The sequence below is a fragment of the Streptomyces kaniharaensis genome, assembly GCF_009569385.1.
GTDB lineage: Bacteria > Actinomycetota > Actinomycetes > Streptomycetales > Streptomycetaceae > Kitasatospora > Kitasatospora kaniharaensis.
Map to the genome: position 1 here is coordinate 3,449,603 of NZ_WBOF01000001.1, position 13,363 is coordinate 3,462,965.

Here is a 13,363-nt window from a genome sequence, read left to right on the forward strand (position 1 = left end):
CCTTAGTAAGGTTTACGCATGACGACGACCAACTCTCGAATTCCGGTAACGAAGGCCGTGGTACCCGCGGCCGGACTGGGCACCCGCTTCCTCCCGGCCACCAAGGCCACGCCGAAGGAGATGCTGCCCGTCGTCGACAAGCCGGCCATCCAGTACGTCGTCGAGGAGGCCGCGTCCGCCGGGCTGTCCGACATACTGATGGTCACCGGCCGTAACAAGCGCGCCCTCGAGGACCACTTCGACCGCGCCTACGAGCTGGAGGAGCTGCTCGCCCGCAAGGGCGACGAGGACCGCCTGCGCCGGGTCCGGGAGTCCGTCGAGCTGGCCAACATGCACTACGTCCGCCAGGGCGACCCGAAGGGCCTCGGCCACGCCGTCTCGGTCGCCGAGCAGCACGTGGCCGGCCAGCCCTTCGCCGTTCTGCTCGGCGACGACCTGATCGACCCGCGCGACCCGCTGCTCTCCCGCATGATCGAGGTCCAGCAGGAGCTCGGCGGCTCGGTCGTCGCCCTCATGGAGGTCGACCCCTCCCAGATCCACCTGTACGGCTGCGCCGCCGTCAAGGCCAACGGCTTCGGCGACGACGTCTTCCAGGTGACCGACCTGGTCGAGAAGCCCGACACCGCCGACGCCCCGTCGAACTACGCCGTCATCGGCCGCTACGTCCTCGACCCGGCCGTCTTCGACGTGCTGCGCGAGACCCCGCCCGGCCGTGGCGGCGAGATCCAGCTCACCGACGCCCTCCGCGAGCTGACCACCCGCTCCCCGGAGGCCGGCGGCCAGGTGCACGGCGTGCTCTTCAAGGGCCGCCGCTACGACACCGGCGACCGCGCCGACTACCTGCGCGCCATCGTCCGACTGGCCTCCGAGCGCGAAGACCTGGGCCCGGAGTTCCGCTCCTGGCTGCGCGAGTTCGTCGCCTCCGAGCTGCAGGACTGATCCACCGACCGAGAGCGAGCCGCCGATGACCGGGTCCACGGAACACACCGACAGCACCGCCGCAGCCTGCTGCGACGGGGCCGCGGACCCGGCACCGGCGGCTCCCCGCCTCTGGTCCGTCGACGAGCACCTCGCCGACGTCCTCGCCTCGGTCGGCCCGCTGCCCGCCATCGAGCTCCCGCTGCTGGACGCCCGCGGCTGCCGGCTCGACGAGGACGTCCTCGCCGGCGGCGACCTGCCGCCCTTCGACAACAGCTCGATGGACGGCTACGCCGTCCGCATCGCCGACACCTCCGGCGCCACCGCCGAGTACCCCTCGGTGCTCGCCGTGGTCGGCGACATCGCCGCCGGCGCCGGTGAGCTGCCCCGGGTCGGCCCCGGCCAGGCCGCCCGGATCATGACCGGCGCCCCCGTCCCGCCCGGCGCCGAGGCCATCGCCCCGGTCGAGTGGACCGACGGCGGCACCGGCACCGGCCTGGCCGCCGACGCGATGACCGCGGCCGTCGAGGACGAGGAGGTCCGGGTCCTGCGCCCGGTCGCCGTGGGCGCCCACATCCGCCGCCGCGGCAGCGACGTCGCGGCCGGCTCGCGCGTCCTGGAGGCCGGCACCCCGCTCGGCGCCACCCAGCTCGGCCTGCTCGCCGCGATCGGCCGGGCCACCGTCAGGGTCCGCCCGCGCCCGCGGGTCGTGGTGCTGTCCACCGGCAGCGAGCTGGTCCAGCCCGGCGAGCCGGTCGGACCGGGCCAGATCCCCGATTCCAACAGCTTCACCCTCACCGCCGCGGCCCAGGAGGCCGGCGCCATCGCCTACCGCGTCGGCGGCGTCCCGGACGACGCCGCCCGGCTGCGCGCCGTCCTGGAGGACCAGCTCGGCCGCGCCGACCTGATCGTCACCAGCGGCGGGGTCAGCGTCGGCGCGTACGACGTGGTCAAGGAGGTCTTCGAGTCGTACGGCGGCGTCGACTTCCGACGGCTGCGGATGCAGCCCGGCAAGCCGCAGGGCTTCGGCCGGATCGGCGGCGCGGCCGGCGTGCCGCTGCTCGCCCTGCCCGGAAACCCGGTCAGCGCCTACATCTCCTTCGAGCTATTCGTCCGCCCCGTCATCCGCACCATGCTCGGCGCCGCCGACGTCCACCGCCCGGTGGTCCGCGCGCTGTGCCCGGCGGCACTGCGCTCCCCGGCCGGCCGGCGGCAGTTCCTGCGCGGCCGGTACTCGGCGGTGGACGGCACGGTCGAGCCGGTCGGCGGCACGGAGTCGCACCTGGTCGGCGCACTGGCCCGGGCGAACTGCCTGATCACCGTCCCCGAGGACGTCACCGAGCTGCCCGCCGGCAGCGAGGTGGACGTGGTCCTGCTCGACTCCTGAGGGCCGCGCGCCGGGGCCGCCCGTCCCGTGATCCGGCCCCTCCCACGCGGCGGGCCGGGGGAGCTGTACGGTAGCGCGGTATTCGACCTGCGCGCCCCTGGAGCCATCCGTGACGACACCTCCCCCCGGCGACCGCCTCACCCACGTCGACGACCAGGGCGCGGCCCGCATGGTCGACGTCTCCGAGAAGGCCACCACCGCGCGCACCGCCGTCGCGGCCGGCCGGGTCCGGGTCTCCCCGAAGGTGGTCGAACTGCTGCGCGGCGAGGGCGTGCCCAAGGGCGACGCCCTCGCAGTCGCCCGGATCGCCGGGATCATGGGCGCCAAGAGGACCCCGGACCTGATCCCGCTCTGCCACCCGATCGCCGTCTCCGGCGTCAAGGTCGACCTCGCGGTCGCGGACGACGCGGTGGAGATCACCGCCACCGTGAAGACCGCCGACCGCACCGGCGTCGAGATGGAGGCGCTGACCTCCGTCACGGTCGCCGCGCTGACCGTCGTCGACATGGTCAAGGCGGTCGACAAGGCCGCCACCATCGAGTCCGTCAGGGTGCTCAGCAAGACCGGCGGCAAGAGCGGCGACTGGTTCGCGCCGGAGGTGGCCGAATGAGCGAACTGAGCATCGAGCGAAGCGAGGTGGGCGCATGAGGGCCCTCGCCGTCACCGTCTCCAACCGCGCCTCGGCCGGCGTCTACGAGGACAAGGGCGGCCCGCTGCTGGTGGCCGGTCTGACCGCGATGGGCTTCACCGCCGACGGCCCCCGGGTCGTCCCCGACGGCGAGCCGGTGGAGGCCGTCCTGCGCGAGGCCGTCGCGGCCGGCTACGACGTCGTGCTGACCACCGGCGGCACCGGAATCTCGCCGATGGACCTCACCCCCGAGATGACCGCCCGGGTGATCGACCGGCAGGTCCCCGGCATCGCCGAGGCGATCCGCGCGTACGGCCGCGACAAGGTGCCGACCTCGGCCCTCTCGCGCGGCCTGGCCGGCCTCGCCGGACGCACCCTGATCGTCAACCTGCCGGGCTCGACCGGCGGCGTCAGGGACGGCCTGGCCGTCCTGGAGCCGCTGCTCGCCCACGCCGTCGACCAGCTCGGCGGCGGGGACCACCCCCGGCCCGACGCACCGGCTTCCGGGAGAGCGCACTGAACGCCGGCTGGCCGGTGGAACTCCACGAGGGGCAGGTCACGCTGCGCCCGATCCGGGCGCGCGACCAGCGCGAGTGGCAGGAGGTCAGCCGCCGCAACCGGGACTGGCTGCGCCGCTGGGAGGCCACCGTGCCGCCCGGCCCGGCCGGCCAGGCCGCCGGGTCGCGCCCGACTTTCCGGCAGATGGTCCGCTTCCTGCGCGGCGAGGCCTCGGCTGGGCGGATGCTGCCCTTCGTCGTGCTCCACGAGGGCCGACTGGTCGGCCAGCTGACCGTCGGCGGCATCACCTGGGGCTCGATGTGCTCGGCCAACGTCGGCTACTGGATCGACGAGGCGGTGGCCGGGCGGGGCATCATGCCCACCGCCGTCGCGCTCGCGGTGAACCACTGTTTCCGCAACCTCGGACTGCACCGGATCGAGGTCTGCATCCGCCCGGAGAACGGCCCGAGCCGCCGGGTGGTGGAAAAGCTCGGTTTCCGCTCGGAGGGAATGCGCCCGCGCTATCTCCACATCGACGGGGACTGGCGGGACCACCTCGTGTACGCGCTGACCGCGGAGGAGGTCCCCGAGGGGATGCTGGACCGCTGGCGGTCGCTCAGTTCCGGGTACAGCCGAGGTAATTGAATATATGTTCGAATGAAATATCGATATGGCATCGGCGTGGCGACGGACGGTCACAAATGCCGGCAAAATAGTCGGAGAATCAGCTTGATCACACGACACGCCGTGCCAAATTGCTGCCAGGCCTTCCCGGCGCCCGTACGGTGTGAATCGTGAGCAGTAGCGGCCTTATCTACGCCGTCATCGTAGGGGCCTGGGCCGCCTATCTGGTGCCTATGTGGCTCCGCAGGCAGGACGAGCTCAACGAGGCGCGCCCGACGGAACGCTTCAGCACCGCCATCCGCCTGCTGGCCGGGCGTTCGGCGCTGGAGCGGCGGGCAGCCCGGGCCCTGGGCGACGAACCGCGTGACGACAAGCACAGCAACGACGGCCCTCCCGAACGGGACGAGGCGGCCTCCGGCGACCCCGCGCCGCCGGAGGCCGAACCCCCGGTGGAGCACCCGGCCGCCGCCCCGTGGGCCGGGGCGCAGCGCCGGGCGCGGCTGCTGGCCCGCCGGCGCCGGATGGTCACCGCCCTCTTCCTGGCCTTCGCGCTCGGCGCGGTGGTCGCGGCGGTGGCCGGACTGGCCTTCCTCTGGGTCCCGGCCGTCCCGGCGGTCCTCCTCACCCTGTACATCGGGCACCTGCGCAAGCTGGAGCGCCAGCGGTACGAGGTGAAGCTCGACCGCGCCCGGGCCGCTCAGGCCGCCGAGCGGCTGCGCCAGCGCGAGCAGCAGCGCTCCGAGGCCCGGGCGGACGAGGAGGCCGGGGCCGAGGCCGTCACCGCCCGGGCGCCGGCCCCGGCCGTCGTCGAGGCGGACGCCGGGCGTCGCCCGCACCTGCGGCTGGCGACCGAGCCCGAGGAGGCCCCGGCCGCCGCGCCGTCGGCCTCGGCGGTGGCGGAGGCGACCGAGCACGAGGAGTGGGTCGACGGCATGCGCGAGCGCGGTGCGGCCGGCCCGGACTCCTGGGAGCCGGTGCCCGTCCCGCTGCCGACCTACGTCACCGCGCCGGTCGCCCCCCGGGTCTCCCGCGGCCTCGACCTGTCGGCCCCCGGCACCTGGACCGCGGGCCGCCCGGCCGAAGCCCGCAGCACCCCGCTCTTCGACCAGTACGCCGAACCCCCGGCCCCCGAGACGCGTCCGCGCGCCGCCAACGAGTGACCCGCCCCGGCCCCGGATCGGGCCCCCGATCCGGGGTGGTCACGAGCCCCCTCTGAAAGGTGCTAGAGTTTCTTCTCGTTGGGGCTGTGGCGCAGTCCGGTAGCGCACCTCGTTCGCATCGAGGGGGTCAGGGGTTCGAATCCCCTCAGCTCCACCCAACGAGCCGGTCACTACTTCGGTCGTGACCGGCTCACGAAATCCCGTCCAGGAGGAAACTCCGGGCGGGATTTCGCGTTTTGCGGGTCCGGTCGAACCGGCCGCGGGCCTGTGGGGAAGGCCACATCCCCTGTCGGGTGCCACCGGGCGGGCGGCCGGGTCCGGTTGGGTGGTGCGCAGGTTCTCGGCCGTCAGCTGGACTGTGGCGAACAGGGCCTAGGCAGCGACGTTCTTCGCGCGCTCGTAGAGACCCTCAAGGTGGCTGCGCGAGGAGGGCGATGGCGTCCGCTGGGACGTGCGACCGGACGATTCGTATGGGCGTTACGTCACACTGACCGCCGGAGTGAGCCGAGTCGCGGTCGGCCTCAGAGGGGTCGGTTATGGTGGGTGGGCCCAGACGCTGACGACGGAACGATCTGGTCTAACTCAACGGGGTGCTATCGCGGTGCGCGCGTTCGGTCTTCAACGGTGGGCACGGCAGGCACAGGCGGACGAGCCGAACGGCGCCCCGGCACCGGCAAGATCGGAATCCTGGACCATCGTAGCGGCTTGCGGGGCGGCGGTGTCACTGGCGGTGTTCGCCGTCGTGCGGCACTTCCACGGGGCGACCATGGTCGACATGCTCGTCTACCGGGCCGAGGGCGCCGCGGTCGTTCGCGGCGAGGACCTGTACGCGATGCGGCTGCCCGGATGGGACCTGCCGGCCACCTACCCGCCCTTCGCGGCGATGCTCTTCGTGCCGAGCACCTGGTTCGACGTGAGCACCCTGCGGGTCCTGGTGATGCTCCTCAACCTCGGCCTGCTCGCCCTGGCCGTGTACCTCTCCCTCCGTCTGATCGGATGGCCGCGCGCACGTCACCGTCCGGCCGCCGTCCTGCTGGCGACGGGCCTCGGCGTCTGGCTGGAGCCGGTCTACACCACCTTCCAGTACGGCCAGGTCAACCTCGGCATCCTGTGCCTGGTCCTGTGGGACCTGACCCGGTCGGACCGGAACCGGTTCAAGGGCGTGGGCATCGGCCTGGCCACCGCCATCAAGATCACCCCCGGCCTGTTCTCGGTGTACCTGCTCCTGACGGGCCGTATCCGGGCCGCCCTGGTCTCGGGAGGCACGTTCCTCGCGGCCGGTCTGATCGGCTGGCTCGTGCTGCCCGAGGCCTCCTACGGGTTCTGGACCAGGTACCTCTGGGACCCGAGCCGGGTCGGCGTCACCGTCCTCATGGACAACCAGTCGCTCCGCGGCGCCGTCTGCCGGCTGCTCGACGTCAACGACCCGGGCCTGGTCGGGGTCGCCGCCTCCGCCGTCGTCGGGACGCTCGGCCTCGCGGTGGCCGTCCTGGCCGGACGCTCCGCCCGGGTGCTGCGCCGGGCCGACGCCTGGGGCGCCGTCTGCACCGCGCTGACCGCGCTGCTGGTCTCGCCGATCAGCTGGACCCACCACTGGGTCTGGTGCATCCCGCTCATCGCGCTGCTGGCCGTGGAGGCCAGGACCAGGGCGCGCCGCGTACTGCTCGGCGTCACGCTGGTGGTGTTCTGCTCCCACGCCATGTGGACCGCGCCCCACCGGTGGGGGCGCGGCGTCGCCTGGTTCTGGCAGCTGCCCGGCTCGATCTACCCGCCCCTGGGCATCGCCGTACTCGTCGTCATGGGGCTGCGGCTGTACCGCGCATGGCGTCCGGCCGACACCGGGGCCACTGGAGAATGGACCGTCCCGCACAGCAGGACCGACCAAGACGCCGCACTGACGAATCAGATCTGACGTGACCACTCGGACAGAATCCGCACCGCCGCTGGTAGTCGCCGCACCCGGTGTCCGGAAGCCCTCCCCGGCCCTCGCCCTCAGGCCGGCCCGGCGCACCGTGCTGCTCGGCGTCCTCTGCTTCGTCGTCATGTGCGCGATCGGCATGCAGGGCTGGGCGTCCGTGGCGCTCGGCGGCTTCGACCTCGGCATCTTCGACCAGGGCGTGCGCGGGTACGCCCACTTCGGGCTGCCCGTATCGTCCCTGAAGAGCTACCACCACGAGTTCCCGGCGGGCTTCTCCCTGCTGGGCGACCACTTCTCGCCGGTCCTGGCGCTGCTCGCGCCGCTGTACTGGATCTGGGACGACCCGCGCTCGCTGATCGTCGGCCAGGCCCTGCTCTTCGCGGCCGGCGTGCCGCTGATCCGGCGGATCACCGCCCACAGCTTCGCCTTCGCCGAGCCGAGGACCGCCCGCCGTGCCGCCGACCTGGCCGGTCTCGCCTACGCGCTCGGGTGGCCGCTGCTGGTCGCCTCCCGAGTCGGGTTCCACGAGGTCGCCTTCGCGGTACCCCTGACCCTGCTGATGCTGGAGCGCGGCCTCGCACGGAAGTACGGCACGGTGGTGCTCGCCGCCGTCCTGCTCTGCTGCACCAAGGAGGACCTCGGCCTCATGGTGGGGGCGTACGGCCTGGTGCTGCTGCTGCGGACCCGCGGTTCGCAGGATCGCGCCGGCCGCCTCACGGGCATCGGCCTGCTGCTGGGCGGCCCGCTCGCCTCGGCGGTGGCGATCAGGTGGCTGATCCCCGGGATGGGCGGCGAGCCGGGCTACTACTGGAACTACGGCTCGCTCGGCCCCGATGCCGGCGGTGCGCTTCGCAACCTGCTGCACGACCCGCTGCTGCTGGTGCAGGCGGCCTTCGACCAGCCGCTCAAGCCGCTGCTGCTGCTCTGGCTCTTCGGCACGATGTTCCTGCTGCCGCTCCGGTCGGCGACCGTGCTGTGCGCCGTCCCGCTGCTGACCGAGCGGATCCTCTCCAGCAACCCCAACCACTGGTCGATCGCCCGCCACTACGACTCCATGCTCTGGCCGATCCTGCTCACCGCCGCCATCGAGGTGCTGGGCAGGCTGACCGCCGAGGAACGGACCGCTCGGCGTGCCCGCACGCTGGGCCTGGCGACGGCGGGCTGCGCGCTGCTCGTCGCCGTGCCGATGGGGCTGATGCAGCTCGCCGTGCCGTCCTCCTGGCAGCCCAAGCCGAGCGAGGCCGCGCTGGTGCGGGCGGCCGCGCTCGTTCCCGACGGCGCGTCGGTCGAGGCGGACAACCAGATCGCGCCGCGGCTGACCGCCAGGACGGACGTGGTGCTGGTGGACGAGACGCCGCGAGGGCGCGAGTACGTGCTCACCAGGTCCGACAAGCGGTCGTTCCCGTTCGCCACGGACCGGCAGCAGGCCGACCGGATCCGGCTGCTGCTGGACCACGGGTACCGGCAGATCTGGGCCGAGGGCGGGGTGGTCCTGCTCCACCGGGAGGGCACCGACCCCATCCCCGGGGAGCACGTGCCGGGACCGGACAGCACGCCGATCCAGGACAAGGTCCCGTCCGACGTGGGTCACAACCTGTTCCGCGGCTGACGTAACGGTCGGTCGCAGCACGGGAGTCGGCGAGTGTCACGGCACGGGGCGGGCAGGCGGAGAACTGACGGTCAGTCCCGGACGATCACCACGGTGCAGGGAGCGTGGTGGACGCAGTACTGGCTGACGGTGCCGAGGGCGGCTCCGGGTGGGGCGGAGCGGCCGCGGCTGCCGAGGACCAGGAGCGCGGCGCCCTCGGCGGCGGCCACCAGGGCGGGGCCGGGCGCTCCGGCGCTGAGACGGCGGCGGACGTCGAGCGCGGTGGCGCAGCCGGCCAGCGTCTCGTCGAGGATCTCGGCGGCGCGGCGCTCGGGCCCGAAGCCGTCCAGGGCGGGCAGGACGAGGCCGTGCTCGCCGTAGACGCTGGGGAAGTCCCAGACGGCCACCGCCTCCAGCGGGCCGCCGGTGAGTCCGGCCACCCGGGCCGCCCAGTGGACGGCGGCGCGGGACAGCGGGGAGCCGTCCACGCCGACCACGATCCTGCCGTCGGGCTGCCGGGCCATGCATCGAGCGTAGGACGGATGCGGCGGCCGCGAAAACGGCCGGGGGCCGGCCGGAGCGGATCCGGCCGGCCCCCGGGGTGGGGCGGGGTGGGTCAGGGGCGCTCGGAGCCCGTGTACGGCCCCGGCCGGGGCGCGGCCGCCTGCGGCGGGACCGCCGCGCCGTAGCCGGCCGGGCGGTGACCGCGCGGGTGGCGGGTCAGGTTGTAGCCCAGGACGCCCGCCAGGGCGGCCAGCGCGCCGCCGCCGATCGTCCAGTACCAGCGGCTGTTCCAGCCGGAGAACCAGCCGGTGTACCAGTGGTCCTCGGGCTCCACCGGGGCCGCCGCCTTGGCGGTGCTCGCGCCGCCGCCGGCCGGCGGGACCAGCGGGGCCTTGAGCTCGCCGCCCTCCGGCTGGGCGTTGTCCGCGTTGCCCTTGGCCCCGACGTGCAGCTGGACGGCGGCGGCGAGGCCGAGGTCCGGCTGCGGGGCGTCGGTGACCGCGAGCTTCACGTAGTACGTGCCGGGCAGCGGGTCGCCGGACCACGGCTCGGCCCAGGACCGGACCTCGCGCAGGGTGCAGCTCAGCGAGAGCGTGGTGGTGTTCTGGTCGCCGGTCGCGTTCTGGGTGCCGGCGGTGCAGGCCTGGCGGCGGCGCAGCCCGTCGAAGACCTCGACGGTCCAGGTCTGCGGGCCGTGCCGGTCGGTGCCGGCAGCCAGGTTGACCGTCAGGCCGATCGTCGGGGTCTGGCCCTCGGAGGCGCCGAACGCCCAGTACAGGTAGTCGCCGGTGGAGGCGGCGACGTTGGCGTCCTGGCCGGGGGAGAGGTTGACCGCGGTCAGGAAGGAGGTGCCGGCCTTGGTCGCCGGGGCCGGGGTGCCGCTCGCGCTCGGCGAGGGGGACGGCGAGGCGGCGGACGCGGTCGGGGCGGCCAGCGCGAGGGCGGGCAGCAGGGCCGCGGCGGCGAGGGCCCCGCGAAGGGTGCGGCGGATCATCGGATTGGGCATGGTCAGTTCTCCCGCCAGACAGCGATCCGCCAACGGGCGATCCAGCCGAAGAGCAGGCCGAAGACCAGACCGGCGGCGGTGAGGGTGAGCAGCAGGATCCAGCCGCGGCCGAGGCCCATCGCCGCACCCTCGGGGGCGGGCGAGGCGGAGGCGAGGTCCACGGTCAGCTCCAGCGGCAGGCCGGGGTCGGCCTGGACACCGGGCTGCGGGGCCAGCGAGTTGCTGACGACCAGGCAGACCGTGGTCTCCGGCTTGGCGCTCGCCGAGGCGGTGGGCGTCGCGGTGACGTACCCCTTGGAGTCGCTGGTGGACCAGCGCAGGCCGGTGGAGATGACGTCATTGCGGCCGTTGTCCGCGTCGGTGCCGCGCACGAGCTCCTGGCCGGTCGCGCTGGTGGCCTGGAGCAGGACGCCGTAGTCCCGGGCCACCGCCCGGTCCAGCGACACGCTGACCGAGGCGCGCAGCTCCTGGCCGGACTTGACCGGGACCTTGTAGACGCGGTGCTCGGAGAACTTCTCGCGGTCGCTGTAGACGCCGGGGGCGAGGACCGGGGCGCTCTCGCACTTGTCGGTGCCGGCGGTCTTGACCGGGTTGACCGTGTAGGTGTCGTCGCTGCGGTCGATCAGCTGCTTCACCTTGTTGGTGAGCTGGTCCTGGCTGCGGACGTCGGTGTAGGTGCCGCCGGTGGCGTTGGCGATGCAGAGCAGCTGCTGGCGGGTCTTGTCGTCGTGGGCCAGGCCGAGCGTGTCGACGACCAGGTGGATGCCCTGGGCGGCCAGTTCGCGGGCCACGTCGCACGGGTCCGGCGGGGCGCAGTCGTCCTCGCCGTCGGTGATCAGCACGACCCGGCGGGTGCCCTCGCCCTTGCCGAGGTCCTGGGCGGCGCCGCGCAGCGCCAAGCCGATCGGGGTCCAGCCGGTGGGGCGCAGGGTGGCGATCGCGGTCTTGGCCTCGACCTTGTTGGTCTTGCCGACCGGGAAGAGCTGTTTGCTGTCCTGGCAGCCCTGCGTCTTGTCGTCGCCGGGGTAGTTCGCGCCGAGCGTGCGGATGCCGAAGTCGGTCTCCGCGGGCAGGGCGTCGATCACCTCGCCCAGCGACTGCTGGGCCACCGAGATGCGGCTCTTGCCCTGAAGGTCAGTGATCCGCATGGAACCGCTGACGTCCAGGACGAGGTCGACCTTGGGGGCCTCCTTGGGTGCGGCGGAGCCGCCTGAGGGTTCGTCGGCGTGGGCGGGCAGGCCGAGGAGCAGCGAGGCGCCGGTTATCGCCGCGGCGGCGAGCAGGCTGCCCAGCCTGGTCGTTGGTCGTCGTCCGGTAGTCACGCGGCAGATCCTAGGGATCATCAGTTCGCCATGGCCAACGAGTCCGGTCGGTGATCGGCCGTGCAGCGGCGTGAACTCCCGTGCGGGGGTAGGGGATCCGCGCTGGTGGTGGCTCGCGAACGCCTCACGCGGTGCACGAACGCCTCACGTTGTGCTTATGCGCGGTGGTTAGCCTTCACTCGAATCCGGTGGAGAGGGGCGGAATGGAGCTGGCGGGCGTCGGGAAGCGGTACGGGCGCGGCGGGCGGTGGATCCTTCGCGGGGTCGATCTGGCCGTCCGGCCGGGGGAGTTGGTGCGGATCGCCGGGGCGAACGGCACCGGCAAGTCGACGCTGCTCAGGCTGGTCGCCGGGATCGAGCGGCCGAGCGCCGGGCGGGTGGTGCGGCGGGGAACTGCGGCGTACGTACCGGAACGGTTCCCGCCGGCGCTGCCGTTCGACGCCTCCGCCTATCTGCTGCGGGTCGGCCGGGTGCACGGGCTCTCGGCCGCCGAGGCGCGGCGCCGGGCCGGGGAGTGGCTGGACCGGTTCGGCATCGCGGACCGGGCGGGCACCCCGCTGAGCCGGCTGTCCAAGGGCACCTGCCAGAAGGTCGCGGTCGCACAGGCGTTGCTCGCCGACGCGCCGGTGCTGCTGCTCGACGAGGCCTGGACCGGGCTCGACCCGGCGGCCCGGGCGGTGCTGGACGAGGCCGCCGCCGAGCGGTCGGGGGCCGGCGGCGCGGTGCTGTTCGTCGACCACGACCCGGCGCGGCTGGCCGGGCTGACCACCGCCGCCTACCGGGTCGGTACGGACGGCGCGCTGCGGCTCGCGGAGGAGCCTGCCGTGGCGGTCGGCGGCGCGCTGATGGAGGTGGAGGTGGACGTCCCGGACGGCGGCCCGCTGCCGGGCCGGCTGCCCGGCGCGCCGGAGCTCACCGCGCTGGCGGGGACGGCGGTGCGCCTCACGGTGGCGGCGGCGCACTCGGACGCGCTGCTGCGCCATCTGCTGACCGGGCGTCCGGCCGTCCGGGTGCTGGCCGTCCGGCGCCGGGAGGAGGAGCGATGAGGCAGGTCGGGGCACTGGCTCGGTACCACCTGGAGCTGCTGCTGCGCGGGCACGGCTGGCTGCCGCCGTTCCTGGCGTACGCGCTAATGCTGGTGGTGGGGGTGACAGCAGGTGATCCGCTGTTGGGGGCTCTCGGCTACGGCGCGGGGGCTCTGCTGCCGGTGAGCGCCTGGTACGTCCGCAGCACGCTGAACGCCGAGCCGCCGGCCTCGCGGGCCTGCCTGGTCGCGGCGGCGGGGCCGTTCCGGGTCCAGCTGGGCGCGCTGCTGGCCGCGTCGACGGCGGGGGTGGTGCTGGCGGTGGGCGAGGTGTCGGCGCTCTGGTGGCTCAGCGGCACGGTGGCCAACCCGAAGGTGGACCAGCCGCAGGCCGGCCCGGCGCTGCTGGCCGGCCTGCTGGCCTCGGTGGTCTGCGTGCTGCTGGGGGTGCTGGTCGGGGCGCTGTGCAACCGGCCGGTGCTGACGCGGGCGCCGTACGGCATCCCCGTGGCGCTGGCGCTCGCGACGGCGGTGCTGGTGGCGCCCGGCTCGCCGGCGAACGCGGCGGTGCGCGGCCTGGCCGACGCCGACCGGACCGGCCGGGTCGGCACGCCGTGGCTCGAACTGCTGCTCGCCGCCGGGCTGCTGGCGGTGACGGCGGCCGGTTCGGCGCTGCTGGCCGGGCGGCGCCCGGAGTGACCGGGCGGAGGAGCCGGGCAATAGCGGACACACCGCATCGAAGAGCCCGTATATACGGATAGCGCTCGTTAGGGTGACGACCTGGGC

13 protein-coding genes and 1 tRNA gene are annotated in these 13,363 nt (G+C 73.9%); 11 read left to right on the forward strand and 3 right to left on the reverse strand.

All coding sequences use genetic code 11. The annotated features are described in order from the left end of the window. Positions 1-18: 18 nt before the first annotated feature. From galU to F7Q99_RS15865, 9 genes are all read left to right on the forward strand, one after another. Complete coding sequence (gene galU, locus F7Q99_RS15825) at positions 19-939, forward strand: UTP--glucose-1-phosphate uridylyltransferase GalU (protein WP_153462112.1); 921 nt, start codon at positions 19-21, stop codon at positions 937-939. A 25-nt stretch (positions 940-964) separates the two neighbouring features. Continuing rightward, positions 965-2,305 (forward strand): molybdotransferase-like divisome protein Glp, encoded by a 1,341-nt coding sequence (glp, locus tag F7Q99_RS15830; RefSeq protein WP_153462114.1) that lies wholly within the window; start codon positions 965-967, stop codon positions 2,303-2,305. Positions 2,306-2,414: 109 nt separating this feature from the next. Then, the gene (gene moaC / locus F7Q99_RS15835) at positions 2,415-2,915 is read left to right on the forward strand and encodes a cyclic pyranopterin monophosphate synthase MoaC (protein WP_326846712.1); all 501 of its coding nucleotides are present in this window, start codon (positions 2,415-2,417) and stop codon (positions 2,913-2,915) included. Positions 2,916-2,949: 34 nt separating this feature from the next. Next, positions 2,950-3,453 (forward strand): MogA/MoaB family molybdenum cofactor biosynthesis protein, encoded by a 504-nt coding sequence (locus F7Q99_RS15840; RefSeq protein WP_153462116.1) that lies wholly within the window; start codon positions 2,950-2,952, stop codon positions 3,451-3,453. Between the two features lie 14 nt (positions 3,454-3,467). Next, positions 3,468-4,076 carry a GNAT family N-acetyltransferase gene (locus F7Q99_RS15845; protein WP_326846713.1) on the forward strand — a complete coding sequence of 203 codons (609 nt, stop codon included), beginning with the start codon at positions 3,468-3,470 and terminating at the stop codon, positions 4,074-4,076. 149 nt (positions 4,077-4,225) lie between these two features. Next, positions 4,226-5,215 carry a divisome protein SepX/GlpR gene (gene sepX / locus F7Q99_RS15850; protein ID WP_326846714.1) on the forward strand — a complete coding sequence of 330 codons (990 nt, stop codon included), beginning with the start codon at positions 4,226-4,228 and terminating at the stop codon, positions 5,213-5,215. A gap of 80 nt (positions 5,216-5,295) precedes the next feature. Next, positions 5,296-5,369 (forward strand) — tRNA-Ala (locus F7Q99_RS15855). Positions 5,370-5,933: 564 nt separating this feature from the next. Beyond that, on the forward strand, positions 5,934-7,127 hold the full coding sequence (locus F7Q99_RS15860; protein WP_326846715.1) for a glycosyltransferase 87 family protein: 1,194 nt from the start codon (positions 5,934-5,936) through the stop codon (positions 7,125-7,127). 1 nt (position 7,128) lies between these two features. Continuing rightward, the gene (locus F7Q99_RS15865) at positions 7,129-8,742 is read left to right on the forward strand and encodes a DUF2079 domain-containing protein (protein ID WP_326846716.1); all 1,614 of its coding nucleotides are present in this window, start codon (positions 7,129-7,131) and stop codon (positions 8,740-8,742) included. Between the two features lie 71 nt (positions 8,743-8,813). Here F7Q99_RS15865 and F7Q99_RS15870 read toward each other — a convergent pair whose 3' ends face one another. From F7Q99_RS15870 to F7Q99_RS15880, 3 genes are all read right to left on the reverse strand, one after another. Continuing rightward, positions 8,814-9,245 (reverse strand): universal stress protein, encoded by a 432-nt coding sequence (locus F7Q99_RS15870; protein WP_153462121.1) that lies wholly within the window; start codon positions 9,243-9,245, stop codon positions 8,814-8,816. Positions 9,246-9,337: 92 nt separating this feature from the next. Then, a complete protein-coding gene (locus tag F7Q99_RS15875) occupies positions 9,338-10,231 on the reverse strand; it encodes a peptidase (RefSeq protein ID WP_230210232.1) in 894 nt (297 codons plus the stop codon). Between the two features lie 2 nt (positions 10,232-10,233). Next, positions 10,234-11,553, reverse strand: coding sequence for a VWA domain-containing protein (locus F7Q99_RS15880; protein ID WP_326846717.1), 1,320 nt, complete (start codon positions 11,551-11,553; stop codon positions 10,234-10,236). Between the two features lie 203 nt (positions 11,554-11,756). Here F7Q99_RS15880 and F7Q99_RS15885 point away from each other — a divergent pair, with 203 nt between their 5' ends. Further along, positions 11,757-12,599: an ATP-binding cassette domain-containing protein gene (locus F7Q99_RS15885; RefSeq protein ID WP_153462125.1), complete on the forward strand. Its 843-nt coding sequence runs from the start codon at positions 11,757-11,759 to the stop codon at positions 12,597-12,599. Next, positions 12,596-13,276 (forward strand): ABC transporter, encoded by a 681-nt coding sequence (locus F7Q99_RS15890; protein ID WP_153462140.1) that lies wholly within the window; start codon positions 12,596-12,598, stop codon positions 13,274-13,276. The genes F7Q99_RS15885 and F7Q99_RS15890 overlap by 4 nt, the downstream gene beginning before the upstream one ends. Positions 13,277-13,363: the final 87 nt, after the last annotated feature.